General features: G+C 41.3%; 22 protein-coding genes. 20 read left to right on the forward strand and 2 right to left on the reverse strand.

Annotated features, from left to right (window positions below; translation table 11 throughout):
* The first annotated feature begins 115 nt into the window (after window positions 1-115).
* The 12 genes from O0550_RS00730 to O0550_RS00785 all read left to right on the forward strand — a co-directional run bounded on the left by O0550_RS00730 (window position 116) and on the right by O0550_RS00785 (window position 16036).
* On the forward strand, window positions 116-871 hold the full coding sequence (locus O0550_RS00730) for a DeoR/GlpR family DNA-binding transcription regulator (protein ID WP_003339174.1): 756 nt from the start codon (window positions 116-118) through the stop codon (window positions 869-871).
* Entirely contained in the window at window positions 868-1779 is a 912-nt protein-coding gene (gene pfkB / locus O0550_RS00735) for a 1-phosphofructokinase (protein WP_258425448.1), read from the forward strand. The genes O0550_RS00730 and pfkB overlap by 4 nt, the downstream gene beginning before the upstream one ends.
* Before the next feature lie 17 nt (window positions 1780-1796).
* Window positions 1797-3677 (forward strand): PTS fructose transporter subunit IIABC, encoded by a 1881-nt coding sequence (locus O0550_RS00740; RefSeq protein WP_258425449.1) that lies wholly within the window; start codon window positions 1797-1799, stop codon window positions 3675-3677.
* 31 nt (window positions 3678-3708) lie between these two features.
* Window positions 3709-3969, forward strand: a complete 261-nt coding sequence (locus tag O0550_RS00745; RefSeq protein ID WP_003335290.1) for an HPr family phosphocarrier protein — start codon at window positions 3709-3711, stop codon at window positions 3967-3969.
* Window positions 3970-3986: 17 nt separating this feature from the next.
* The gene (ptsP, locus tag O0550_RS00750) at window positions 3987-5714 is read left to right on the forward strand and encodes a phosphoenolpyruvate--protein phosphotransferase (RefSeq protein ID WP_068792732.1); all 1728 of its coding nucleotides are present in this window, start codon (window positions 3987-3989) and stop codon (window positions 5712-5714) included.
* Between the two features lie 238 nt (window positions 5715-5952).
* The gene (locus O0550_RS00755) at window positions 5953-7752 is read left to right on the forward strand and encodes an IucA/IucC family protein (protein WP_258425450.1); all 1800 of its coding nucleotides are present in this window, start codon (window positions 5953-5955) and stop codon (window positions 7750-7752) included.
* Window positions 7753-7792: 40 nt separating this feature from the next.
* Window positions 7793-9652, forward strand: a complete 1860-nt coding sequence (locus O0550_RS00760) for an IucA/IucC family protein (RefSeq protein ID WP_258425451.1) — start codon at window positions 7793-7795, stop codon at window positions 9650-9652.
* Complete coding sequence (locus O0550_RS00765; protein WP_258425452.1) at window positions 9646-10896, forward strand: AMP-binding protein; 1251 nt, start codon at window positions 9646-9648, stop codon at window positions 10894-10896. The genes O0550_RS00760 and O0550_RS00765 overlap by 7 nt, the downstream gene beginning before the upstream one ends.
* The gene (gene asbD / locus O0550_RS00770) at window positions 10886-11170 is read left to right on the forward strand and encodes a petrobactin biosynthesis protein AsbD (protein WP_101667503.1); all 285 of its coding nucleotides are present in this window, start codon (window positions 10886-10888) and stop codon (window positions 11168-11170) included. The genes O0550_RS00765 and asbD overlap by 11 nt, the downstream gene beginning before the upstream one ends.
* A gap of 45 nt (window positions 11171-11215) precedes the next feature.
* Window positions 11216-12199 carry a DUF6005 family protein gene (locus O0550_RS00775; RefSeq protein WP_258425453.1) on the forward strand — a complete coding sequence of 328 codons (984 nt, stop codon included), beginning with the start codon at window positions 11216-11218 and terminating at the stop codon, window positions 12197-12199.
* Window positions 12200-12204: 5 nt separating this feature from the next.
* On the forward strand, window positions 12205-13053 hold the full coding sequence (locus tag O0550_RS00780) for a sugar phosphate isomerase/epimerase family protein (RefSeq protein WP_096886649.1): 849 nt from the start codon (window positions 12205-12207) through the stop codon (window positions 13051-13053).
* Window positions 13054-13255: 202 nt separating this feature from the next.
* Window positions 13256-16036 carry an S-layer homology domain-containing protein gene (locus O0550_RS00785; RefSeq protein WP_258425454.1) on the forward strand — a complete coding sequence of 927 codons (2781 nt, stop codon included), beginning with the start codon at window positions 13256-13258 and terminating at the stop codon, window positions 16034-16036.
* 128 nt (window positions 16037-16164) lie between these two features.
* Here the strand turns inward: O0550_RS00785 and O0550_RS00790 are convergent, their stop codons facing one another.
* Both O0550_RS00790 and O0550_RS00795 read right to left on the reverse strand, forming a co-directional pair.
* Entirely contained in the window at window positions 16165-16452 is a 288-nt protein-coding gene (locus O0550_RS00790) for an ArsR/SmtB family transcription factor (protein ID WP_003339164.1), read from the reverse strand.
* A gap of 58 nt (window positions 16453-16510) precedes the next feature.
* On the reverse strand, window positions 16511-16888 hold the full coding sequence (locus O0550_RS00795) for a DUF423 domain-containing protein (RefSeq protein ID WP_035317873.1): 378 nt from the start codon (window positions 16886-16888) through the stop codon (window positions 16511-16513).
* Between the two features lie 218 nt (window positions 16889-17106).
* On the opposite strand from O0550_RS00795, the gene trhA reads away from it, so the two are divergent.
* The 8 genes from trhA (at window position 17107) to O0550_RS00835 (ending at window position 25865) form a co-directional block, all read left to right on the forward strand.
* Window positions 17107-17757, forward strand: coding sequence for a PAQR family membrane homeostasis protein TrhA (gene trhA, locus O0550_RS00800; RefSeq protein WP_003335279.1), 651 nt, complete (start codon window positions 17107-17109; stop codon window positions 17755-17757).
* Between the two features lie 395 nt (window positions 17758-18152).
* Window positions 18153-19673, forward strand: coding sequence for a degradosome RNA helicase CshA (gene cshA, locus O0550_RS00805; RefSeq protein WP_003339161.1), 1521 nt, complete (start codon window positions 18153-18155; stop codon window positions 19671-19673).
* Window positions 19674-20039: 366 nt separating this feature from the next.
* Window positions 20040-21191 carry a TolC family protein gene (locus O0550_RS00810; protein WP_258425455.1) on the forward strand — a complete coding sequence of 384 codons (1152 nt, stop codon included), beginning with the start codon at window positions 20040-20042 and terminating at the stop codon, window positions 21189-21191.
* A gap of 108 nt (window positions 21192-21299) precedes the next feature.
* The gene (locus O0550_RS00815) at window positions 21300-21905 is read left to right on the forward strand and encodes a class I SAM-dependent methyltransferase (protein ID WP_003339157.1); all 606 of its coding nucleotides are present in this window, start codon (window positions 21300-21302) and stop codon (window positions 21903-21905) included.
* 66 nt (window positions 21906-21971) lie between these two features.
* Window positions 21972-22676, forward strand: coding sequence for a response regulator transcription factor (locus O0550_RS00820; RefSeq protein WP_003335274.1), 705 nt, complete (start codon window positions 21972-21974; stop codon window positions 22674-22676).
* On the forward strand, window positions 22657-24150 hold the full coding sequence (locus O0550_RS00825; protein WP_181747312.1) for a sensor histidine kinase: 1494 nt from the start codon (window positions 22657-22659) through the stop codon (window positions 24148-24150). Before O0550_RS00820 ends, O0550_RS00825 begins: the two co-directional genes overlap by 20 nt.
* A gap of 199 nt (window positions 24151-24349) precedes the next feature.
* Entirely contained in the window at window positions 24350-25402 is a 1053-nt protein-coding gene (locus O0550_RS00830; RefSeq protein WP_003339155.1) for a YeiH family protein, read from the forward strand.
* A gap of 136 nt (window positions 25403-25538) precedes the next feature.
* On the forward strand, window positions 25539-25865 hold the full coding sequence (locus tag O0550_RS00835; RefSeq protein ID WP_003339154.1) for a hypothetical protein: 327 nt from the start codon (window positions 25539-25541) through the stop codon (window positions 25863-25865).
* The last annotated feature ends 2 nt before the right edge of the window (window positions 25866-25867 follow it).

Below are 25867 nucleotides of genomic sequence, written 5' to 3' on the forward strand. Positions count from 1 at the left end.
TGATTTGTAGAAGAATTATGTATATAATCAAAAACAATCATAAACAATTAAAAACGATCGAGTATTAATCACAAACGATCAATTGTGTGATTTTTACTAAAGGAGCGACAATAGAATGTTAACTCCAGAACGTCATCAGCTCATTTTGGCTTTACTCAAAGAAAAAGAAGTCGTTACTGTTCATGAACTGGTAAATACCACGAATGCATCTGAATCCACAATTCGTCGAGATTTAAGCGAATTAGAGGAAAAGCGTTATTTAAAGCGCGTTCATGGTGGAGCATCCATCTTACATCGCAAACTTGAAGAACCGACTGTGCTAGAAAAGGTAAAGAAAAGTGAACAAGAAAAAGTAGCGATTGCTGCTTATGCTGCTTCTCTCATCAAGGATAAGGATTCCATTTATGTAGATGCAGGTACGACAACGGAACAGATGATTCACCACATCACAGCTAAACAAATCGTAATTGTTACGAACGGTCTTAATATTGCCCTGACTGCCCGCCAATATGATTGCAAGGTTATTCTAATCGGCGGAGAGCTAAAAGCAGGTACGATGGCCGTGATTGGGAGAGGGGCTGCCACTGGAATGGGGCAATATCGCTTTGATAAATGCTTCCTTGGTATGAATGCCTTTGATCTGACACATGGCTTTACTACTCCTGATCCAGAGGAGGCCTATATTAAGCAATTGGCGCTTTCTTATTCAGATGAGAAGTATGTGCTGTGTGATTCACAAAAGTATGGAGAGGTGACGTTTGCTAAAGTAGCGGATATCAGTGAAGCGATGATTATTACAGATGATCGCATAAATCCGACAGAAGCAGAGAAAGTAAGAAAACTAACAAGATGCAAAGTGGTGAAATTATGATTTATACGGTAAGTCTTAATCCTTCGATAGACTATCACATCTGGTTGCCAAGCTTGCAAGTAGGAAGAATTACCGGAGCAACAAAAGAAATCAAGATGGCTGGAGGCAAAGGAATTAATGTCTCCAAGGTATTAAAGAATGTAGGAAAAGAATCGGTGGCCCTCGGATTTATTGGTGGATTTACAGGTGAATTTATTGCTCAAGAGATGGAAGCGCTTGATATATCCACTTCGTTTATCAAAGTAGAGGGAGATTCACGAATTAACGTCAAGATGAAAGCGGAGACAGAAACAGATATCAGTGGTGTTTCCCCAGAGATTCCAGAAGCAGCGTTTGCACAATTGATGGACCAAATCCAAAGTTTGCACAAAGATGATTATTTAGTGCTAGCAGGAAGCGTGCCTAAAAGCTTAAAAAGTGACACCTACGAAATAATGATGGACGTTCTTGCAAAGAAAGGTTTGCAAATTGCACTAGATGCTAGCGGAGATGCTTTAAAAGGCGGTATAACCAAAAAACCATTTTTTATTAAACCCAACCATCATGAGCTAGGCGAATTGTTTGGAGTAACCATCGCCACACCAATGGAAGCCTATCAGTATGCTAAGCGCATAATTGATCAGGGAGTTGAGAATGTCATTGTTTCATTGGCAGGTAAAGGAGCAGTCTTTGTAAACCAAGAAGGCGCTTACGTTGCCGAATTTCCTGAGAGTAAGCCAGTTAATTCGATTGGAGCAGGGGATTCGGTGGTTGCAGGCTTTTTATACGCTACATGCGAGCAGATGCAAGAGGCAGAAGCTTTTCAGTTTGCGATTGCTTGTGGTACTGCAACAGCTTTGTCCGAAGGTTTTTGTACACCAACGACTATCGCGAAATACTTGCCAACCATCCGAGTGGCAAAAATATAGAACCAGGGGGACAAGAAATGCGTATCTTAGACATGCTGCGAGCAGATACTATTGTTATGCAACTATCTGCAACCTCCAAGGCAGAGGTCATTCAAGAATTGATTGACCAATTGGATCAAGCAGATTGCCTGAACGATAAAGATGGAATGAGAGAAGCAATCTTAGCCCGTGAGGCCCATGCTTCAACAGGAATTGGTGAAGGAATTGCCATTCCGCATGCCAAAACTGAGGCGGTAAAAAAACCAAGTATTGCGTTTGGCTACTCCCATGAAGGAATAGATTACGATGCATTGGACGGACAAAAATCGCATTTATTTTTTATGATTGCAGCTACTGCCGATGCTAACCAGGCGCACTTAGAAACCTTGGCACATCTGTCTGAAATGCTCATGGACGAGTCCTTCCGAAATGAATTGACTCTGGCTACGAGCAAGGAAGAATTATTAAAAATGATTGCGAGAAAAGAAAAGGAAAGTCATAATGTAGAGGAGCCCTCTGTTTTACCAGGTGAAACAGGACGAGTAAAAGTTGTCGCTGTGACAGCTTGTCCAACAGGAATCGCTCATACTTATATGGCAGCCGATGCCTTGAAAAAGAAGGCAGAAGAAATGGGCATAGCCATCCGGGTAGAGACAAATGGTTCCGGTGGTGCAAAGAATAAATTGACATCAGAAGAGATTGAACAGGCAGATGCGGTAATCGTTGCTGCTGACAAACAGGTCGAAATGGACAGGTTTAAGGGCAAGGTAGTGATTGAGGTGCCGGTAGCTGATGGAATTCGTAAGGCAGAGGACTTGATTACACGAGCAGTAAATCAAGATGGCCCCGTCTACCAAGGTAGCACGTCAACGTCTTCTGCAGATTCCTCTGAAGATAAGTCAGGCAGATCAGGTTTTTACAAGCATTTAATGAGCGGTGTATCCAACATGCTGCCATTGGTGGTTGGTGGAGGTATCATCATCGCTATTAGCTTTATGTTTGGGATAAATGCAGCCAATCCGGATGACCCCACTTTTAACCCGATTGCCAAGCTGTTGAGTGACATCGGTGGTGGTTCCGCTTTCAAACTGATGATTCCTGTCTTAGCGGGTTATATTGCCATGAGTATTGCTGATCGACCAGGTTTAGCCCCTGGTTTAGTTGGTGGATGGCTAGCCGCGGAAACAGGCTCTGGATTTTTAGGTGGATTAATTGCAGGTTTCCTTGCCGGCTATTTGGTGGTAGGATTGAAAAAAGCATTCTCTGGTTTACCACAGTCTCTTGAAGGTATTAAACCAACTCTGTTGTACCCGTTGTTTGGTATCTTGCTTACAGGTCTAGTGATGCTTGGTGTTATTTCACAACCGGTCGCAGCGCTTAATAACTGGTTAACTGATTGGTTAAGTAATATGGGACAAGGGAATGCTGTCATTCTTGGTATTGTAGTTGGTGCTATGATGGCTGTTGATATGGGCGGTCCTGTGAATAAAGCGGCGTTTACATTCGGTATCGCTATGATTGCAGCAGGAAACTATGGCCCGCACGCAGCAATTATGGCGGCCGGCATGACACCCCCGCTAGGAATTGCATTGGCAACGACTTTGTTTAAAAAGAAATTTACTGCACAGGAAAGAGAAGCAGGTAAAACCGCATATATTTTAGGAGCTTCCTTCATCACGGAGGGTGCAATTCCGTTTGCAGCAGCAGACCCAACACGCATAATTCCAGCAACAGTTCTAGGCTCCGCTGTAGCAGGTGGCTTGTCGATGTTCTTTGGATGTACACTACCAGCTCCTCATGGGGGAATGTTTGTTCTTCCAGTTGTAGGTAATGTTGGGATGTATATTGTGTCAATTTTGGTAGGGACATTGATTACTGCCTTGATGATCAATATACTAAAAAAAGAAGTTCATGAATAACTAATTTAACGAGAAAAAGGAGAAATATTCCATGTTAACAAAAACTTGCGTAATTCAAAACCCTGCTGGCTTGCATGCTCGCCCGGCTACAATGTTCGTACAAAAAGCAACTTCTTTCTCTTGCGATGTAAATTTAATTAAAGGCACTAAAAAAATTAACGGCAAAAGCATCATGGGTGTTATGACACTTGCAGCGAAAAAAGGCGATGAAATCGTGCTTGAAGTAAGTGGCGATAACGAAGCTCAAGCCTTAGAGGAATTGGGCGCGATCCTAGAAAGTGCAAAAGAATAGTTAGGAGATGATCCGTCTTGCTTTGTAAAGGTATTGCAGCAGCCCAAGGGATCGCTCTTGGTCGAGCTTTGGTAAAGGTAGAAGAAACCCTCTCTTATACACGTAAAACGCTTGCAGCGGATCAAGTGCCTGCTGAAGTGGCGCGTTTGAAAGAGGCTTTGAATAAAACCAACTCCCAATTAGAAGCGATTAAGCAAAAAGCGCTTCGCGACATTGGGGAAGCAGAAGCAAAAATCTTCGAGGCTCACCAACTGTTCCTGGAAGATCCAGAATTCGTTGGAGCAATGGAAGGTAACATCGAGAATGATAAAGTGAACGCTGAAGCAGCTTTAGAAGATGTTCGCGACATGTTTGTTGGCATGTTTGAGAGCATGGACAACGAATATATGCGCGAGCGTGCGGCAGACCTACGTGATGTAAGTCAACGAATTCTAAAGAACTTGCTAGGTGTGGAAGACACTTTGGTTGGTGACTCCAAAGAACCAGTAATTTTGGTTGTTCATGACCTGACACCATCCGATACCGCACAACTTGATAAGAGCAAAGTGAAAGCGTTTGTAACCAATATTGGTGGTCGGACTTCTCACTCTGCGATTATGGCACGCACGATGGAAATCCCTGCGATTACCGGTCTTAACGATATCACTGAGAAAGTTAAAACCGGCGATATGTTGATTGTTGACGGTGAGACAGGTGACGTATACGTAAACCCTGAACAAGAGCTCATTGCTACGTACCAGAAAAAATTAGAAGAGTACGAAGCACAAAAAGCCGCTTGGGCACAATTAATTAATGAGCCATCTGTATCTAAAGACGGTCATCATGTTGAATTAGTTGCGAACATCGGAAATCCTCATGACGCTGAAGTAGCTGATAAAGCGGGCGCTGAAGGTATTGGTTTGTTCCGTACAGAATTCTTGTACATGGGCCGTGATAACTTCCCGACTGAGGAAGAACAATTTGAATCATATAAAGCCGTAGCACTTACGATGGACAACAACCGTCCTGTAGTTATTCGTACGTTGGATATCGGTGGAGATAAAGAGCTTCCATACTTGCAATTGCCACATGAAATGAATCCGTTCCTAGGCTACCGTGCGATCCGCATTTGCTTAGATCAAGTGGACTTGTTTAAAACGCAATTGCGTGCCCTTTTACGAGCAAGCGCATTTGGTAACATTAAAATTATGTATCCAATGATCGCTACGTTAAAAGAGCTGCGTCAAGCAAACGCAATTTTAGAAGAAGTGAAAGCAGAGCTTCGCGATAAAGGTATTGCCTTTAACGAGGAGATAGAAGTGGGAATGATGATTGAAATTCCTGCAGCGGCTGTCATTGCTGATCAATTGGCAAAAGAAGCTGACTTCTTCAGTATTGGTACAAATGATTTAATTCAATACACCATGGCATGCGACCGTATGAACCAACAAATTTCTTATCTGTATGATCCGTTTAACCCTGCGGTATTACGTTTGATTAAAAACGTGATTGATGCGGCTCATAAAGAAGGCAAGTGGGCTGGTATGTGCGGAGAGATGGCAGGGGAAGAGTATGCATTGCCAATCCTTCTTGGCTTTGGACTTGATGAATTTAGCATGAGCGCACCTACTGTATTGCGTGCACGTCATATGCTAAAACAACTAAGCTATGCAGAACTTCAAGCAGTAGCTGAGCATGTACTTAGCCTAGAAAGCGGCGAAGAAATTCGTAACTATATCAAGGTTAATGTATTGGACAAGTTATAAGGTAAACATGAAGCAGGCTGTTGAGATAACTCTCAATGGTCTGTTTTTTTTATATCAAATTAGGATATTTTAACTTTTGTAGAGATTTTACAGAAAAAATGCAAAATCTGCCTTTTTTCTCTTGTATTGATAATGATAATCGTTTACATTTATAGGTGAGCACTATCAATTTTTATTAAAAAATCTAAATATCTACTTTTTTGGTAAAAAAAGCGTAGCAAGCAAAAGGAGTTGCAATATGAAGCATGTTAAAGATATTGCCGAACACGCAGCTATGCAAAGCTTTCTGAACTGCTATCTCCGGGAAACAGGAAACGGTAGATGGGTGACGACAAATGGAGAGAAATATCTTCATGTGCCGTTGGTGTCTCAGAAAATGGATTTATACGTCAAGGCCAGCTATCAATCTCCGACAGGAAGGCATCAATTTGACTATCCAGCCTTTTATCAAAGTAGAGAAGAGGCTCCAGCAGTTGAAGCTGATTATGTCACGATGACCGTATTATTGGTTAAGGAATTGTCGTTACAGCATGGAACGAAGGCAGTACCAGACGAACTGGTATTGCGAGTTATTCAAAGCTGCCAAAATATGGAGAGATACTTAGCGGCTCGCTATGACGACAGAGAAGAGCTATATGGCTTTGAAATGGATTTCATTACGGCTGAGCAAGCTTTACTCTTTGGACACCTTTTCCATCCTACACCAAAGAGTCGGCAAGGCATTCCTGATACAAAGCAGGCTGTTTTTTCGCCAGAACAAAAAGGAGCTTTTCCTCTACATTATTTTGCAGCACATCACTCCTTAGTCTTAGAAGGATCAGGACTTAAGCAGTCTGCTACTGAGATTATCAAAGCAGAGCTGGGGCAGGAAGTGCTAGAGCAAGATGGGATTAGGCAATATGCAAAAAATGAAGATTACTCACTTATCCCTCTGCATCCTCTACAGGCAGAATGGATGCTGGATCAGCACTCTGTTCAAAAGTACATCAAGTGTGGGCTGTTGCATAATCTAGGTCTTCTAGGTGAATGTTATCAAGCTACTTCTTCATTGCGAACGGTTTACCATCCGGATAAGAGCTTTATGATAAAGCTTTCTATCCCTGTTAAGGTGACTAATTCCTTACGTGTTAACAAACGAGCAGAGCTAGAAAGCGGTGTGGAAGCAAAAAAGGTACTGGATATATTTGAAGAGGAGATGAGCAAACAATTTCCGGGGTTTGCTTTTATACACGATCCAGCTTATATCACACTCAAGCTGGACGAGCAGGACGAATCAGGATTTGAGGTTATCCTTCGTCATAATCCCTTCCAGGGTAGTGCGGCTGAAAATGCTACCGTGCTCGCTGCTCTCATTCAAGACCCATTACCGGGACAAAAGAGTAGACTGGCTGTTATTATTTTACAGCTTGCGAAACAGGAGGGACGGACGCCTTCAGAGGTAAGTCTTGAGTGGTTCCGCCGTTATCTTGAGATTTCACTCAAGCCAATGGTATGGCTTTATCTGAAGTGGGGAATTGGCTTAGAAGCTCATCAGCAGAATAGTATCGTCAAGCTTCAAGACGGGTACCCTAGTCAATTTTACTACAGGGATAATCAAGGATATTATTACTGTCAGTCAATGAAGGAATTGTTATCACGAAATTTTCCCAATCTTGGTGAAATGAGCAAGAATGTCACCGAAGACAGCTTAGTGGACGAGCGATTGCGTTATTATTTAATTTTCAATCATATGTTTGGGCTTATTAACGGCTTTGGGTCTGCGGGATTAATAGATGAACAGCAGTTATTAGACGAGATGCGTAGTGTGTTACAAGAATTTTTGCCATTAAATCGAGAACCATCTCAATTTTTACATAGCCTGCTGACTTCTGAAAAGCTTGCTTGCAAGGCGAATCTACTTACTCGTTTTCATGATGTAGATGAACTAGAAAGTGAAGAGAGCAATTCTGCTATTTTTGTTAAGATCGATAATCCGCTTGCAAAAGCAAGGGAGCGTCAGATAGAGCTTGAAGCTGTAAACCAACTGGCACTACGTTAACCAAATGAAAAATGACTTGTTGATAATGGAGGCTTTGGTCATGCAAGTAACTGACTGCGATGTGAACATTGGACAAGCCATTCGCTCCGAACAATACATAAAGGTGCGAAGAAGAGTGTTTCGTCAATGCATCGAATCTATGATCTATGAAGGAATTTTAACTCCTGAAACACAGCTAGAAGAGACATTTACACCTATCACTATCTCAGGATGGGATGAACACGACCAACCAGTAGCTTACCGATTCTGGGCGCGACGGACTTTTACATTTGGAATGATTCGGCTTTTACCATCTAAACCGCTGATGCGTGTTGTGGGTAAGACAGAGCAGGAGGCAGAGTCGATTACGCGTTTTTTAATGGAAATATTCCGTAAAAGAGACGTGAATGAGCAAAAGCTAGCCTCGTTTGCTCAGGAGTTGGAGCAAACCCTACTGAAAGACACATTAGCTCAGTACAGTCGATCAGAACGAAAAGTGTGGTTAAGAGGAAAAGGCTACGACGAGCTGGAAGGGGACCTGATGGACGGTCATCCCTATCATCCTAGCTACAAATCCCGCCTAGGATTCGATTACCTTGACCATTATGCATATGGACCAGAGTTTAAACAGGAAGTGCAGCTATTATGGCTAGGCATACATAAACAGTATGCCCATGTAAAAATAGATGAGGATATGGAGACTCAACAGTTTTTTTTAGATGAAGTAGGAGCAGAGAAGAGAGAAGCTTTTCGTTCGGTTTTCGTTCAACAAGGATGCGACCCTGAGGAGTATGATATGGTACCAGTGCATCCATGGCAGTGGCGCAAACATATCGTTCCTGCTTTCCAGGCTGATTTGCATGCCAAAAGAATTGTGGAGCTGGGGTTCTCCAACGATCGCTATCGGCCTCAGCAATCAATTCGAACCTTTACCAACAGCAGTAATCCAATTAAGCCTTATGTGAAGCTGGCGATAAATGTAGTCAATACGTCCGCAGCTCGCCACTTAACCCCTCATTCACTTGCTAGTGCACCGCTCATTTCTCGTTGGTTAAAGGGAATGCGAGATTCCGATCCATTTTTAAAAGACGAGATGAAGCTAGTTATGCTTGGGGAATTTGCGACTGTTTGCTATGATCCACCCCCTCCAGCCGATTTGGTTGAAATGGTGACGTTTGGTGTGATCGGTTGCATGTGGAGAGAAAGTTTACATCAATACTTGGAACCTGATGAAGAAGCTGTGCCCTTTAATGCTTTATCTGCCAAAGAGTTAGATGGAGTCCCGTTTATTGATCCGTGGATTCGAGAGCATGGTATAGAGAATTGGCTGAGACAATTGGTTGAAAAAAGTGTGCTTCCAGTTGTTCATTTGCTAATCAAGCATGGAATTGCACTGGAATCTCACGCTCAAAACATGATACTGATCCATCGAAACGGGGTTCCAGTTCGAGTTGCATTAAAGGATTTTCATGAGGACTTGATTTACTGCAAGCCATATCTAAACGACCCGGAAGCATGTCCTGATTTTGCCAAGGTACATGAATTTTATGCAACGGTTGAACCTAATGTCATGTTTCACATGGACGATCCCTCGCTTGTACGAGACTTGACGTTAGAAACGCTATTCTTAATTAATTTAGGTCAATTGGCGCTTTTGTTGGCTGAACATTATGATTTTGCTGAAAGTAGATTCTGGATGCTTCTAGCTCAAATGATTGAGCAATACCAAAATCGTTTTCCTGAGCTCAAGGAACGATTTGAGCTTTTTGAATTATTTGTCCCAAGCATCCTGGCTGAGCAATTAACTAAGCGACGTCTGTATCCTGATAATGTGATGCATGTACATCAGGTGCCTAATGCCCTGTATCAAGCTAGAGAAAGCTTGCGATCTACTCCTGTAGGAGGTGATAAGCCATGTTAATCATCAATGACAATGAAATCGGTTTAAATCAATTTGATTCTCGATTGCTAAGCTATTCAGGAATGCCTCATTTTCAAAAACCAGAGGGAAAACGATACGCTTTATGTTTGTCCGATGCTTTAGACATTATTAGTCTTGTCCTTTATTTACGTGATCATGGTGGTTCTGTCCTGCTCATTCATGGAGAAACGCCAGAGAAAACAGCTTATCAAATGGCAGTGGATGGCCAATGCTACGGGCTTATCTACCATGTTCCCGAAAACTTTGTGTTGGTTCCGCAAGAAGGGGCGATAGAGCAGGAACCTTCTGTTTATCAATACAGCTCAGGAACGACTGGTCAACCAAAGCTGGTAAGGCGTAGCTGGCAGGAAATCAGAGTAGAAATGTCGGCATATAATCAGGTGTTTGGTGCATACGAGGAATTAATCCCGATTGTAATGGCGCCAGTTACCCATTCCTATGGCTTAATTTGCGGGGTATTGGCTACTTTGGAACGAGGAAGTAAGCCATTGGTGGTTACTCATAAGAATCCCAAATTTGCTTGGGAGGTTATTAAAAGGACGCCAAAGCACATCGTTTACGGAGTGCCGTTGTTATTCCACGTCTTATCTAGCTTTACCAATGAAGCCGTTCGCTTTCATCGAATCATGGTCTCTGGAGCTCCAATGCCGGAGCAATTGTTTACAAGGCTACAGGGGATGACTGATACGATGATGCAACAGTATGGCTGCTCAGAGTCCGGGTGTATAAGTATCAGTGAACAGATGACCTCTCATGTTGATCTGGGGAAGCCCCTTTCACATGTGACGCTTACAGCAGGAATGGAATTGGAGAATCCAGCGGAGATTACGGCTACGCTCCATCATAAGACGATCTATACACAGGATTTGGGGTATTGGCAAGCAGGGCAAATTCAATTTGTTGCCCGAATGGATGATGTAATTAATGTATCAGGATTAAAAGTGTTTCCTATGGAAGTAGAGGAAACGATTTTGAAGCTCAGCGGTGTTAAAGAGGCTGTTGTTTATAGAGGCCAGCATCCTGTAATGGGTGAGGTAGTCAAGACGATGGTTGTGGCTGATGAGAGTATCACTCCTTCTAGCATTCGAGAATGGTGCTTACCGAGGTTGCCAGCTTACAAGGTTCCTTTTGAAATTAGATGTGTACAAAGGATTCCGAAAACACCGAATGGTAAAGTAAGTCGTCGCTTGTTAGAAATGGAGGAAGCTGTTCATGAAGCGTGAGGAAAGAATGGAACAAGTGAAGGAAATCGTTACGAAGAAGCTAAAATTGAAGCATGTCGTCAGCCTAGATGAATCCATGCGATTACAGGAGGATTTATTCATAGATTCAATCATGCTTCTTCAATTGATTGTTTATATTGAGGAAGAGATGAAGTTGATGGTTCCAGCAAAAGAATTGGACCCGCGTACTTTTCTTACTGTAGGATCGTTGCTTGATTTTATTGAGCAGCTACAGCCAGTTGATTCTAATGCGTTATCTACTACTGCGAAATAGATTTTTAACGATTTTGTACCAATACGTACAGCTCAGGGGGATTTCATGGTTAAGGTTCATTGCTTAATTAGTTGCTTTTGTGAAGTGATCAAACGTTATACCCATGTGGATTACCGCCCTTATTATTTTGGGGTTTGGGATGCTGATTTTGTTAAAAAGGAAGACGGAGTTCTAACCTACTACACAGACAATCATGAACCAATTATAAATGGATTTGAACACCTTTTTCATGCTAACGTACAGGAATGGTACGATTCTGATAAAGATAAAGAAAGTAATTTGCAAACCTTTTTGGAGCTTCTTGATTCGCGTAACGAGCATCAGTTTGTGCTTGTACAGATAGATATGTCGCTTATTCCTGAACGCGATAATAAATTCGCCTTAAAACCGTTCCCTCATTTTCTGATGATCGCTAAGACAGAGAAGGAAGACGAATGGTTTATGTTTGACCCAGATTTTCGCTGGGAAGGAAATGTTAAAAAGGCAACAGTTATAGAAGCATTCCTGCAAAATCCATTCGGAGGCGGCTATTTATTTGATGCTAGGGATATCGTAGCACCCTCATATGAAAAAACGGAGCAATATTTTCATACCACCTTTCAACGAAATCATAATGAATTTACAAGTAGTTTGAAAGAACTGATCACGGATATGGCAGAGGAGAGAAATGGATATACCCTCGATATGCTATTACCGGCTGTGAAACAGGTGAAAGTGATTGCGATTCGAAAATATAGTTACGAGTATGCATTTATGTTTTTTAAAGATTATCTCCAATATTCCCGTGATGAATTTTTACGATTAGCATACCAGATTGAAGATGTTGTCCAAGCATTCACTACGGCGCAATATCTAGCGGTAAAAATGTCTATGACGAAAAATCTAGCACTTCTACCTCCGATCATTGAGGCGCTAGAGGAAGCCGATGCGATTGAACTGCAAATTAAAGAAGAGCTAGAGAGACAGTTTGTACAATGGACATTGATGGATAGGGCAGCAGTGACTCTTAATGAAGAGGAATGGAGGTAGGGTTGATGAAATTTTCATTATGTACAATTTCTTTTCGCCATCAGCTAATCTCTTTTGCCGATATGGTTGATTTTGCTAGGCGACATGATTTTGATGGTATTGAATTATGGGGGATTCATGCTCAGCACCTGTATGATGGAGATCGAGAAAAAGCCGAAGAACAGCTTCGTATTTTAACAAATCATGACATGCAGGTATCGATGCTAAGCGACTATTTAGATATATCTTCTCATCAACCGTTCTCCAAAACACTGGATAAAGGGAAACGATTAATTTCCCTAGCAAAGTGGTTAGGGGTCAATCGCATTCGGACGTTTGCTGGGCAAAAGGCAAGCGCTGAGGTATCGGCAAGCGAACGGACATTATATGTAAAGTATCTGCGCGAGCTATGCGAGCTATGTAGAGAAAATGGGATGGAACTGCTCTTAGAGACGCATCCCAACACCTTGACGGATAACCTCGCTTCTACGCTGACTCTCTTAGAGGAAATTAACCATCCAGCGGTTGCTATCAACCTTGACTTTTTGCATATCTGGGAATCTGGTGCCGATCCGATAGACAGCTTTGAAAAGCTACAGCCTTGGGTGCGCCATTATCATCTGAAAAATATTGTTTCAACGGAGTATCTGGGAGTCTTTCAGCCAAATAATGTTTACTCGCCGAGTGGAAGTAGGGAAGGGATTGTTCCATTAGCATACGGAGCAGTAGACTATAGCTCTATTCTTGAGGTAATTGCGAAGACAGAATATTTTGCTTCAATCGAATGGTTTGGTCCTAACCCAGCTAAGGTTTTACGTGAAGAGATGAGATGGTTGCGCCAGCAGGTACCGGCTCAGTCATTAAGCCTTTTATAGAAGGTCATATACATTCAAAATAGTTAGTCGCATCATACAAAAAGATAGCTATTCCGGCTATCTTTTTGTATGGATAAAACTTGAAAAAGCATAATCTGTTTCAGTAAACGCATAACATGGTTAAGAACCTTTGAGGTTAAATACTGTTGTATCGCTATCTCTAATGAAATGTGATGAAACAACAAAGTAAAAGGAGGATACCATGTTTAACAGCGTTTTTAAATGGATTTCTGCTGGATCTGCCTTCGTGCTATTTTTATCCACCGTACACACAGACGTAGGGGCATCATCTAAGGCACAGGCGATGGTACCGGTCGCCGAAGTCAAAGATATTAGTCACATGAGCACAAAACAAGAACCAGAACCATTTAACGAACCAAACACAAAGTCAAAGGCAGGGCAACAAAAACCAGATGTCTTATCCCAAAAGGAACCCACTGAATCTGAGGTAAAATTCAAGGAACCACGTAAGGAACCATCTAAGAAACCATCTTTGCCCTTACCAACACCCCCATCACTCCCCGCAAAGAGTAATGCTTCCACAACTGATGCAATCTCCTTGAAAGAAGCAAAAAAGCTCTTATCACAGTTTTCCCTGACACCTGAAAGGCTTAGCATTCACGTAGATCACTGTGTTGATGTGACTTTGGTAGCTCCTACTACAGAGCTAGATTTTACAGTAAAAAGCGATAATGCAAACGTAGCCATTATCACGAAACAAGCTGATAACCGACTGCGAATCCAAGGAAACTCTCCTGGTAAGGCCCGTTTTTATGTTTTTATAGATAAAGCCTCCCCTGCCTATATTGGCGAAGTGCAAGTATTTGCGAATACCGATGTCAATCAAGATGGGCTGCTAACCTCTGAGGATGTAGCGTATGTCCAAAAACACATGGGTAAAGATAAGAATGATCCTGCCTGGGAAAAAATCAAAAGCGCTGATGTCAATGGAGATGGAAGGATTGATAGTCGCGATAAAAAAGTGGTGCAACAGCAGCTTGATCAGTATAAACATGTACCCTCGTATGAACATGTCATGTTGATTGGTATCAGCGGTCTTGGTAACGCTAACAAGAAGATTGCTACTCCAAATATTGATAGCTTGATTAAAAATGGGTCTTATACGTACACCGCCAGGCCTGTAGCTGAACAAAAAAGCGCGGAGAACTGGGCAAGCATTTTACTTGGCGTCCCCCCTAAGGAACATGGTATTACTAGTAGCAATGTAGATACGAATTTACGTACAGCATATAGCCCACATGCTTCTGTAATTCGGTGGTTACACGAGGAAAGACCGGGAGCTCATATCGGGGTTTTTACAGCTAACGCAGATATACGGCGAGGGATTTTGGAGGAAGAGTTAGCAAAGGTCAGCCAAATTACCATGAACGCTGGTAGTCAAGATCTAGCTGATGCAGAAGTAGCCAAGCAAGCGGCATCGTACATTTTACATCAAGACAATAAAAATAGATTAACGTTTGTACAATTACAAGGTCCAAAGCTAGCGGCAAATCAAAATGGCTATTATTCGGCACAGTATGTAGACGCTGTGCGAAGGGTTGATCAGGACTTAGGACTTATACTAAAAGCGCTAGAGAAACAGAAGCAAAAAAATAAATCCTTAATTCTATTAGTAACGGATGAAGGCACTGATTTTGATTCCCCCACTTCGTCGAGCAGGTTTAACAGCCTCACATGGGTAGCATCCGGACCGAGCATAAAGCAGGGCAACAATCAAAATCCAATTTCAAACATGGATACGGCGGCAGTTATTGTGGAAGCGCTAAAGCTAAATAAGCCAACTGTTTTCGCGGCAAAAGTACCGCGAGATGTATTTAGTAAAGAGGTGAAGATTAAGAGTATTCGAATCAATAAATCAAGAATTAGATTGGATAAAGGTGATACCGTTACGGTTCGAGCCGTTATTTCTCCTAAGGATGCGTCTAATCAAAACATCGAATGGAAAAGTAAAAACAAACGGATTGCGACTGTAAAAGACCGAGGGAAGGGTAAAGCCGAAATAAAAGGAAAGCGAGAAGGAACTACCTATGTCTACGTTGTTACTGATGACAAAGATAAAGAGGATAGAGTTAAAGTAATCGTCGAGGATGATTCTGATTCCAGAGCGGATTCTCGTAAAGACAAAGAGAATCAAAAAGAGTGGCAACGTGAAATGATAAGAGCTGTTGAAAAGGAGGGCGGCAGGGTAATCTCAAGAGTCATGCATTTTGATAAAAAAGATAGCTATACTTTCACCATAGATGGGAGAATAGATACAAGCACGAAGGTCTTGCTCCACTATGATGAAAAAAAGAATCGTTTCACTTATGTACCAGCTGATTTTGAATATGTACGTGGTGATACTAGAGTCAAAGTACGGGATAAGCGTTTGAGTGGGACCTTTGCACTCGCAGCCTTTACAAAGACATTTCGAGATATGTACGGACACTGGGCACGTTATGATGTGGAATGGTTAGCCAACAGACTCATAATCTATGGACAGTCTACTAATCAATTTGTACCAGAACAACCAATTACCCGTGCTGAATTTGTGGCGATGGTAATAAGAGCGCTTGGAGAACAAGAAGGAAGCGGGTCACGCTTTAACGATGTTTCTTCTTCCGCATGGTATGCTGGTGCTGTTGAGACAGCAAGGAGCCGAGGTTATGTTGTTGGCTATCAAAATCGCTTGTTTGAACCAAATAAAACAATTACTCGTCAGGAAATGGCAGTTATTATGAAACGCATGATCGAAAAACGGGGACTTCGTGTTAAGATTACTACCGGTCAACAAGCTACATTTAATGCTGCATTTCATGATCTAGGCCGGCTTTCATGGGGAAAACGAGATATAGCAGAGGCTTATTATGCTGGACTCATCCAGGGTGTCAGATCTGGATACTTACAACCACAGGCAAATGCAACCAGAGCCCATTGTGCAGTAATGATCAAACGAATGATGGGAAAACTTAACCTATTGTAGAGCAAAAGGATAGAGACAAGCATACGAATCGGAGTGAATCAAATGGCCCGGTTCGTATGCTTTTTTTATCGTGTATGCCGATATTTTTTCTTGTTAGTTAGCGTGGCATGGACAATAATGTTTTTACTCTATAAGGTTTCGAGGAATGTGGGTAAATATTTTTCAAAGGTTTCTTGATTGATACGCAAAAATTTAGACTGACCTTCATTTCGCATATGGATGAGTCCAGCTTCTCGTAAGGTTCGAAAATGATAAGAGGCATTAGATTTTGACATGTGACAAAGTTCACCTACCTCCCCGCACTTTGCCTCTTGTTCTTTTTGGAAAAGAACCCGAATGATCTGCAGTCGTGTTTCATCCGCCAATGCTTTTAAAATTTTGATTCGCTGTTTATCTTTAACTAAATTATTATACATGGAAAAATAATACAAAAAATAGGTATTATCTGCAAGTTTTTTATTTATCAAAAAACAATCATGCTGACCAAGTAATCCCATAAATAAATAGGCAAGCCCATCCTGCTAGAAAAGCCAGCCCACCAAGTGGGGTGATAGCACCTAGCTTACGAACGCCTGATAAACTCAATGCGTATAAGCTTCCTGAAAATAGAACGATTCCCACAAGAAACAACCATCCAGCAGCAGTAAGCAGTGTACTTGTCCCTAAAACTTTAAGCAAAACGGCTGTCATCACTAAAGCGAAAGCATGATACATTTGATATTGTGCACCGGTTTGAAAATTGGCTAGCATGTTATCGCTTAGCTTTCCTTTTAAGCCATGAGCTGCAAATGCTCCTAGCGCCACAGATAAAAAACCACCTATGCCGCCTAGTATCATAAAGGTTTGAGCCATATTTCGTCTTCCTTTCTCTAATAACGTTGATTTACAAATATTGTACATCAATAGCAAGGAAAACCACATCAATGCAAGCACATCGCAAGAAGTATCTTATTAATCAAGATGAATGTTTTGTTAAAAATGAAAGTATTTCTATTCGTTATGGTTATGGAGTGATACAATAGGGCTTATTATGAAGCAAGTCCGATATGTAAGGAAGGGAGAGAGGTAAGATGAAGCGTTTTTGGAAAATGAAAGAGCCAGTGAATACATGGACGCATTTTATTACGTTCCTGGCTGGCATTGTTGGTCTTGTGTTTTTGATCGTTTTGTCCCGTCACAATGTTTCCAAGCTGATCACATTAACCATTTTTGGTGTTAGCATCATCTTGTTATACGGTGCAAGCTCCTTATATCATTGGGTGAGAACAACGCCAGCAAAAGAAATGATGCTCAAGAAATTTGATCACATTGCTATTTATTTCCTCATTGCAGGCTCGTATACGCCCGTGTTTTACTATGGTTTATCGGGTGGCTGGAAATGGAGTATGCTAGCTGCTGTGTGGGTGTTAGCGTTAATCGGAATGTTCCTGAAAATTTTTTATATTCATGCACCTCGCTATGTGTCCACAGCTTTTTATGTGACGCTAGGCTGGATTGCGGCCGTTCCGTTCGTTCAATTAATCCATCATTTACCGATTGGAGCAATCGCTCTCATTATTATTGGTGGCGTCATGTATACGATAGGGGCCATCATTTATGCAACCAAGATATTTGATTTTTTCCCGAATCGGTTTGGGTTTCATGAGATATTTCATCTGTTCGTGATGGCAGGAACCACGCTCCATTTTATCATGGTAGTAAAGTATATTTTGCCCATCTAATCAAGCGTTTCTTAAGGGATTCCGTTGGTTGTAATTAGTTGCTTTTCATCAAAAGACATGATATTGTTATTACGTTGCGATGAAACGCCTATATCCGTGGGAAATTCGCGAGTAACCAATGGCGATGGACTTGATGCTCCATCCTTATGAATGCCATTTTTTTATAAAACACGAGAATGTGCAGGCATTAAGTGTGAATTCTGCTTAATGCTTTTTTTTGTGAAAAACGAGTGCTTACAGACGATCATTCCACTGATAGGTTTATCAGAAGCAAATAAAATATTAGAGGCTTATATACACGATAAAGTGGCAAACTATAAATGTTACGTTTTCCGGCACTTATTGTGTATAAAGCATGAAGGATTTCATCCGTAAATAAAGGAGATTGAAAAAATTTGGCTACATTTAATGAACTAGGATTGAGTCCATCCGTACTTCGATCCATCAGTAACATGGGTTTTGAAGAAGCGACTCCAATCCAAGCTTTAACGATTCCAGTTGCATTAACAGGAAGAGACCTGATTGGTCAGGCTCAAACAGGAACAGGGAAAACCGTAGCATTCGGTATCCCAATGATTGAAAAAATTGATACCTCCTCTAACCACATTCAAGGGATTGTATTGGCTCCAACTCGTGAGCTTGCAGTACAGGTATCTGAGGAATTGATCAAACTAGGTCAATACACAGGTATTAAAACCTTGCCAATCTATGGTGGACAGGATATCATGCGTCAAATACGCGCATTGAAAAAGAACCCTCACGTTATCGTAGCAACTCCTGGACGTCTAATTGACCACATTAACCGTCGTACAATTCGACTACAAAACATTCAAACCTTGGTATTGGATGAAGCTGATGAAATGCTAAACATGGGTTTCATTGAAGAAATCGAAAGCATTCTAGAGCAAATTCCAGACGAGCGTCAAACGTTGTTGTTCTCAGCAACAATGCCACGCCAAATCGAATCTTTGGCACAGCGCTACCTTAAAAACCCAGAAAAAATTACCGTGAAAGCAAAAGAAGTAACGGTTCCAAACATTGAGCAAGTATACATGGAAGTTCAGGAAAAATTGAAGTTTGATGTAATGACTCGCTTATTAGATATTCAGTCCCCAGAATTAGCTATCGTGTTTGGTCGTACAAAGCGTCGCGTTGATGAATTAAGCGAGGCCTTGAACAAGCGTGGCTATTCTGCAGAAGGTATCCATGGTGACTTGACACAAGCGAAGCGTGACAGCGTTCTTCGTCAATTTAAAGAAGGTACTATCGACATTCTAGTAGCAACAGATGTAGCTGCTCGCGGTTTGGATATTAGCGGTGTTACACACGTGTATAACTTTGATATTCCACAAGACCCTGAGAGCTATGTTCACCGTATTGGCCGTACAGGTCGTGCAGGTAAGACAGGGGTTGCGACTACATTTGTAACATCTCGCGAGATAGATCACTTGCGCATGATTGAACACGTTACAAAACGTAAAATGAGTCGTCGTCCTGTACCAACATTAACGGAAGCTATTGAAGGTGCACAGCGCATTACAGTTGAGAAACTGTTGACTGTAATCGGGGAAGAAAACTACCGTGATTACCATGGCTTGGCAGAAACTCTGCTTCAAGAAACTGATTCCGTTACATTGGTGGCAGCCGCTTTAAAAATGCTGACAAAAGAGCCAGATGTAACTCCAGTTCGTTTAACAGAAGAAGCACCTCTTCGTTCTAAAAAGCGCCGTCCATTTGGCGATGATAAGCGCGGTGGTGGTCCACGCCGTGGTGGTTATGGCGATCGTCGTAGCGGCGGTGGCAACTATCGTGGAGGACGTTCAGAAGGTGGTCGTCGTAGCGGTGATGACCGTCGTCGCAGCAGCGGCAGAACATCTAGCAAACCATCATCTGAAGGTAGAAAGCCTCGCGTATAGTTGTTGGTTCAACTGTAAATAGCTAATCTATATCTACAAGACGTGTATGATTGTCCGAATCCGACAGGAGAAAGGGCAATCTACACGTCTTTTTTGCATGCCAGTAAAGGTGGATTTTTCAGAATATGCTTTTAACTTATCAAAAGACAGAGGAAAAGAAAAGGAAGTTTAACAAGTAAGCTATTTTTCAATAACAATCATGCTATAAGCTGGGATTTCTGGATTTAGGTTGGCAGGAAATGAAACATTTACTGATTGAAAGGTTACATAATACAGGTGGATAATAAGCAAAGAATATTGGTATTTGCTTATAAGTTTATGAATAGGCAAAAGCACCAAGGATTATAAAGGAGGAACCAATAAGTAATGAGTGTTTCCTATACAAAAAAGACCCGCCTATTAATGGTGATGATAGGTTCATTGCTGTTTATAAGCTATCCGCTAATGGCTCAAGCGACTGAGGAGAAGACTGTACATTCTCAAGCAAGTGAAGAAGAAAACAAGCATGAGCTAACTCCCAAAAAAGCTGGCGAGTTGGCCTTGGAACAAAATATTGATCTCAAGAAATTCCGCCTGGAACTTGATACGGCTGATATTAATGCTAATCAAGCCATATATAATTCTGTAAAGATGAAGGAATCAAATATTTCTTCGCTTGGCGAGGCTCAGCAGAAATATGTGCAAACAGCCAAAGCGGAAGCGGCGCGAAATATCCACAAATATATGCTACAGGCCATGGAAGATAAGACCAAGCTAGGTGCAGAGAAAGCTTTTTATGAGCTATGGCATGCCAAGCAAGATTTGCAGCTACAGGAGCAAAGCTTAACTCGTGCCCAAAAGCAGGTAGATATGGCAAACGCCTTATTTAAAGCAGGAATAAAAGCTAAAAATGATGTTTTGCAGGCTGAAACAGGATTAGCCCAAGCAAAAGCTAATCATGAAGTAGCTCGCAATCAGGTCCATCTATCTACCCTTTCATTAAATCAATTTTTAGCAGAAGACTTGACGAAAGAATGGGAGCTCTCTATACCTGAAGGAGATATCCGCGACAAAGAGATCATTTCATTGGAAGAAGCCAAGCGTTTGGCTGTTGTTCAACGTGCTGAAATTCTGAAAAGTGAAGAAGAAGTCAACGCGGCCAAAAAGAGTGTAGATACGATAGAAAAATATTCAATCTTGTCCTCCTTCCAAGGACAGCTTGCCAAAAATGAATTGGAAACAGCAGAAATGAACAAGGAGCAAATCAAAAACGATATTTTGTTAGAGGTGACTCGAAACTATGAAGCTCTAACCTCCTCTAAACAAGGTCTAGAGGCACTTGATAAAGCAAGAGAAGCTTCCAAAGAGAATTATCGTTTAACACAATTACGCTATGAAAATGGTCTTGCAACAAACTTGGATGTTATGACTGCTGAGGAGGAGCTAGCAAAGAGAGAAAACGAATATGAAACAGCTCTGCACAATTATCAGTTAGCTTATCTCAACTACAAAAACTCGATGGGAAGATCTGTTTCTTAATAAAGAAACGTATAAATTTTAAGTTTTTTTTAAGAACTTGTACCCTTTCTTGTTAAGATCCGTCTTATAAAATAGGACAAAGGATCAGACAAGAAAGGAAGAGCATAAATGAAAGCGAATAAAAGCGCTGTAGAAACGACCACTTGTCTAGCTATGCAACGTTACGTTAGAGATAAAGTTCGGTTCTTTACTACATTTGTTAAATCTCCTCGCGAGGTAGGGAGTGTGACCCCAAGCTCTGCACGTTTATCTAGCAGAATGCTGGAAGGAATCGACTGGGCGGAAGTTACATCAGTGGTTGAACTAGGCGCAGGAACAGGTGTCTTTACACAAAAACTGAAGCAAAAAATTTCACCCAATACAAACGTGTTTGTATATGAACAAGACGTAAAACTTCGAGCTGATTTACAAGAAAGATTTCCTTCATTTCACCATCATTGCGATGCTCAGTGTTTGTCAAAAGACTTGAAGCAAGCCGGTGTAGAACAGGTAGATGTCATCATTAGCGGATTGCCGTTTATGAACTTTCCGCAGGAATTACGGGAACGGATTGTTGCGGAGGTTATGCAATCGTTAAAACCAGGCGGTGCTTTCATCGCATTCCAATATTCCTTACAAATGAGAAAACAACTGAAAGAGACCTTTCGTGAGGTATCTATCTCTTTTGAGCCCTTGAACATCCCTCCTGCATTTGTCTATCGGTGTCGTAAGTAACGGACAATCTGATGAGAAAGAAGTAGAATGAACTTGCGGTGCTAATTCTTCACGGGAGGAGCTTCGATGATGAAAGAAACAATATTAATCATTGATGATGAGAAAGAAATACGTGATTTGATTGATATATATCTAAGTAACGAGGGCTTTCAGGTTTTGAAAGCGGCTGATGGAGTAGAAGGGTTAAAAATCTTAGAGGAAAATCAGGTACACGTCATTATTTTAGACATTATGATGCCCAGACTGGATGGATTGGCTGCCTGCATGAGGATCAGGGAAAAGCAAAATGTCCCGATCATCATGCTGTCCGCCAAAGCGGAGGATATGGATAAGATTATTGGGTTAGCTACTGGAGCAGACGATTATATGACAAAGCCGTTTAACCCGATGGAACTTTTGGCACGGGTAAAGTCGCAGTTAAGACGTTACATGCGGTTAAGCGGTTTTTCAGAAGTGAAGACTGATGAACTGGTAGTTGATGACTTAACGATCAATGTCTCCACGCATGAGGTGAAGGTAGATGGGCGAGAAGTCAAACTAACTCCACGGGAATTTGCCATTTTAGAACTATTGGCTCGCCATAAAGGAATTGTATTTAGCGCTGAAAAAATCTACGAACGAATCTGGAACGAGCCTTTTTATCAATCTGATAATACGGTTATGGTACATATACGTAAAATCAGGGAGAAAATTGAGCAAAACCCACGAAAACCTCGCTATATCAAAACCGTTTGGGGAGTAGGTTATAAAGTTGAGATGGAATCCATTTAAGCTAATACCATATACGTTTTATGCGTGTTATAAGCTTGCGAAAAAAATGATTGCTCAGGGAAAATCAAGTTTACGTATTCAATTGATTGCGGCTTTTGGGCTATGTGTACTGGCTGGATTTTTTGTGGCGAATGTCCTTAACCCCTATATGCGAACGCAACAGGCATATATTGATTATACGCAAGGTATGGAAAATATTGATAATCATGCGCGTAATTTGATAAGCACCCTTCGAACAGAAAATGAAAATAAACAACTAAATCCTTCCTATCAATTTGATTTGCAAGAAATAATTGATGACCGTTCGGATAGCGGGAAGTATCGTATTTTATTGGCTGATGAACAAGGAAAGGTTTTATATAAGAGTAAACAAACCTCTGAGGCTACGATCGATATTCATTCTGTTATCCAAAATGCAATGGATGTGCGTATCTATCGCCAGGATTATCAGAATGAGGCGAAAGAATTCGTGTCCTTTTATCCTGTGGATGTGGGTGAGAAAAAGCTATATCTAATAGTACGAGGTATGCCAGAACCATCTATCATCTATCGAACAGGCTATAGTCAGTTACCTGGACTGATTGGTTTTGGTGTATTTATTTTTTCCTTTTACTATCTTACAAAGCGAAAAATGTATCAGATTCAAAGCATTTCTCAAGGCATTCAAGAAATGGCACTGGGGAATCTGGATATCCGTGTACCGGTTAACAGTAAAGATGAATTAGGACAGTTGGCCCAGAATATTAATGTTATGGCTATGCAATTGCATCATACTAGAGAGGAAGAACGCAAGGCGGAGCGAACCAAGCATGAGCTAATTACCAACGTTTCACATGATTTACGCACTCCGCTTACTTCTATTATGGGCTATTTACGGTTGATTCAGGATAGGCGTTATCATAGTGAGGGGCAATTGGAGGAGTATGCTGGAATTGCTGTAAATAAGTCGGAACAATTAAAGCGCTTAATTGAAGACTTATTTGATTATACGAAGCTCTCTACTAACGGTGTAGGAATGCAAATGCAGCGAGTTGATATATTAGAAATGTTGGAGCAGTTAATGGAGGAGCTTGTACCGCAAGCAGAGGAAGAAGGCTTGTCCTTTCGAAAAAACTATGCTGTAGATCATCTATTCGTACATGTAGATGCAGATAAAATAGTGCGTGTGTTTGATAATTTGTTAATAAATGCCATTAAATATAGTGATAAACCAGGGGAAATTTTAATAAATGCAGAGCAACGGGAAAGTTCTATTCGTATCTCGATTGGGAATAAAAGTCCCAAACTGACTCCTCAGGAATTAGAGCGTTTATTTGAACGTTTCTATAAGGTTGATGAATCACGAAGCATGGTAAAGGAAGGTTCTGGATTGGGCTTAGCCATTGCTAAAAGCATCGTTGAATTGCATTGCGGGAAAATTTGGGCTGAATCGCATGACAACATGATCCTTTTTTACGTGGAATTGCCGCAGTAAAAACCCTATCATACTTGCAAAACGCATGTCATTCTCTTTAAAAGAGGAGCATGCGTTTTTTGCTGTACGTGATTTATTTCCTATGATAAGTTTTTCTAATGATAAGCATTGTATATCTGTATTTCACTTGTCAATCAAAAGAACTTATAGTGAAAGCATGGTAGGGGAAGTTCCTTGATAGACAGAATGGAGAGATACAATGGAAAGTAAAACAGAAACCAAAGAGCTTGTCAAACAAGAGAGGCAGACCGTTGGTTTTATCATGGGAGTAGTAATTACTCTCATAATTGCTTTAGCGGCTAGGTATTTGGCTCAATTTCCTTTCTTAAGCATAATGGGACAATTGGTAATTGCAATCCTGATCGGTATTATCTGGCGTGCTGTGGCTGGTATTCCGCAGCAAACGATTGCGGGTACAAATTTTTCTAGCAAAAAATTGCTTCGATTTGGCATTATTTTACTTGGGATGCGATTAAATTTGATGGATATTTTATATGCTGGTCCCAAAGTGTTTGCTATGGCGGCATTAGCCATTATTTTTGGATTGAGTGTTGTTTATCTTTTTACACGTTGGTTCCAGGTAGAGAAAAAGTTAGGCATTCTAACGGCATGTGGAACGGCTATCTGTGGTGCGGCAGCGGTTGTGGCAATTGCACCACAAATCAAAGCTAACGATGAAGAAACAGCAATTGGAGCGGCTACTGTAGCTATTTTGGGCACTATTTTCACACTTTTATATACGCTTCTCTATCCTTTTCTTGGTTTTACACCTAATGGTTATGGTGTTTTTTCGGGTGCGACCCTACATGAGATAGCGCACGTAATTGCCGCAGCGGCACCTGGTGGAAATAATGCTGTAGATATTGCTGTCATCGTCAAATTAACTCGGGTTGCTCTTCTTGTTCCGATCGCCATTGGCATAGGAATATGGAGCAGTCGTTTGGAACAAAAGATGACTGGGGAAATCAATAAACGGTTTTCTTGGAGGTCACTACCTATTCCATGGTTTATCTTTGGATTTTTGGCGATGAGTGCTGTTAACTCACTAGGTATTATTCCTCAGGAAATAGCTACACAAATCGTTAGCATCGCTTATCTATTAATTGCGATGGCGATGGCCGGTTTAGGGTTAAACGTAAATCTAGTTGCTTTTAAGCGGATGGGATTAAAATCGTTTGCAGCCGGCTTAGTTGGATCGGTGTTGCTTTCCCTATTTGGTTTTGCAATGACCTATGCATTTCATTTAGCTTAATAAAATACTGCCTCCATTCCTATTGGGAGTGGAGGTTTTTTTATCTCGAAAGACGTACATATGTTACAAGCTTGTGAACAGGAGTAGTTTGCTGTATGCTTCAAATAGCGGAAGCTTGAAAAGGGGAGTACAAGGTATGCATTACTATGGAAATGAAACGATTATGTCGATAACGCAAGCCATTCATTTAAAGCCAAATGAAATCAGGGTTCTTGAGTGGGTTCGTACCTATGAATATGTTGAAAATACGTATGGTGTAGACGAGAATGTGCCAATATTTTTAGAGATTCAGCTTGTACCGGAAGGGGTCCGTGTTCAAAAGAATCAAATTACGGATTTCCCTAATTATACCTGTTTGCAAAAGGAAGTATATAACGATATTGAATCAGCTCTTCGTGTATTTAAAGAATGGGCTGACGAGATCATTGATCGCTTGAAAAAACAAGGAACGGCCATCGAATAAGG

It is taken from the genome of Brevibacillus halotolerans (assembly GCF_026891775.1).
GTDB classification, from domain to species: domain Bacteria; phylum Bacillota; class Bacilli; order Brevibacillales; family Brevibacillaceae; genus Brevibacillus_B; species Brevibacillus_B halotolerans.

What these genes read in the sequence shown, in the direction of transcription:
- O0550_RS00730 (WP_003339174.1), top strand. Translation starts at nt 116, where the DNA reads ATGTTAACTCCAGAACGTCATCAGCTCATTTTGGCTTTACTCAAAGAA.
- pfkB (WP_258425448.1), top strand. Translation starts at nt 868, where the DNA reads ATGATTTATACGGTAAGTCTTAATCCTTCGATAGACTATCACATCTGG.
- O0550_RS00740 (WP_258425449.1), top strand. Translation starts at nt 1,797, where the DNA reads ATGCGTATCTTAGACATGCTGCGAGCAGATACTATTGTTATGCAACTA.
- O0550_RS00745 (WP_003335290.1), top strand. Translation starts at nt 3,709, where the DNA reads ATGTTAACAAAAACTTGCGTAATTCAAAACCCTGCTGGCTTGCATGCT.
- O0550_RS00755 (WP_258425450.1), top strand. Translation starts at nt 5,953, where the DNA reads ATGAAGCATGTTAAAGATATTGCCGAACACGCAGCTATGCAAAGCTTT.
- O0550_RS00760 (WP_258425451.1), top strand. Translation starts at nt 7,793, where the DNA reads ATGCAAGTAACTGACTGCGATGTGAACATTGGACAAGCCATTCGCTCC.
- O0550_RS00765 (WP_258425452.1), top strand. Translation starts at nt 9,646, where the DNA reads ATGTTAATCATCAATGACAATGAAATCGGTTTAAATCAATTTGATTCT.
- asbD (WP_101667503.1), top strand. Translation starts at nt 10,886, where the DNA reads ATGAAGCGTGAGGAAAGAATGGAACAAGTGAAGGAAATCGTTACGAAG.
- O0550_RS00775 (WP_258425453.1), top strand. Translation starts at nt 11,216, where the DNA reads ATGGTTAAGGTTCATTGCTTAATTAGTTGCTTTTGTGAAGTGATCAAA.
- O0550_RS00780 (WP_096886649.1), top strand. Translation starts at nt 12,205, where the DNA reads ATGAAATTTTCATTATGTACAATTTCTTTTCGCCATCAGCTAATCTCT.
- O0550_RS00785 (WP_258425454.1), top strand. Translation starts at nt 13,256, where the DNA reads ATGTTTAACAGCGTTTTTAAATGGATTTCTGCTGGATCTGCCTTCGTG.
- O0550_RS00790 (WP_003339164.1), bottom strand. Translation starts at nt 16,452, where the DNA reads ATGTATAATAATTTAGTTAAAGATAAACAGCGAATCAAAATTTTAAAA.
- O0550_RS00795 (WP_035317873.1), bottom strand. Translation starts at nt 16,888, where the DNA reads ATGGCTCAAACCTTTATGATACTAGGCGGCATAGGTGGTTTTTTATCT.
- trhA (WP_003335279.1), top strand. Translation starts at nt 17,107, where the DNA reads ATGAAGCGTTTTTGGAAAATGAAAGAGCCAGTGAATACATGGACGCAT.
- O0550_RS00810 (WP_258425455.1), top strand. Translation starts at nt 20,040, where the DNA reads ATGAGTGTTTCCTATACAAAAAAGACCCGCCTATTAATGGTGATGATA.
- O0550_RS00815 (WP_003339157.1), top strand. Translation starts at nt 21,300, where the DNA reads ATGAAAGCGAATAAAAGCGCTGTAGAAACGACCACTTGTCTAGCTATG.
- O0550_RS00820 (WP_003335274.1), top strand. Translation starts at nt 21,972, where the DNA reads ATGATGAAAGAAACAATATTAATCATTGATGATGAGAAAGAAATACGT.
- O0550_RS00830 (WP_003339155.1), top strand. Translation starts at nt 24,350, where the DNA reads ATGGAAAGTAAAACAGAAACCAAAGAGCTTGTCAAACAAGAGAGGCAG.
- O0550_RS00835 (WP_003339154.1), top strand. Translation starts at nt 25,539, where the DNA reads ATGCATTACTATGGAAATGAAACGATTATGTCGATAACGCAAGCCATT.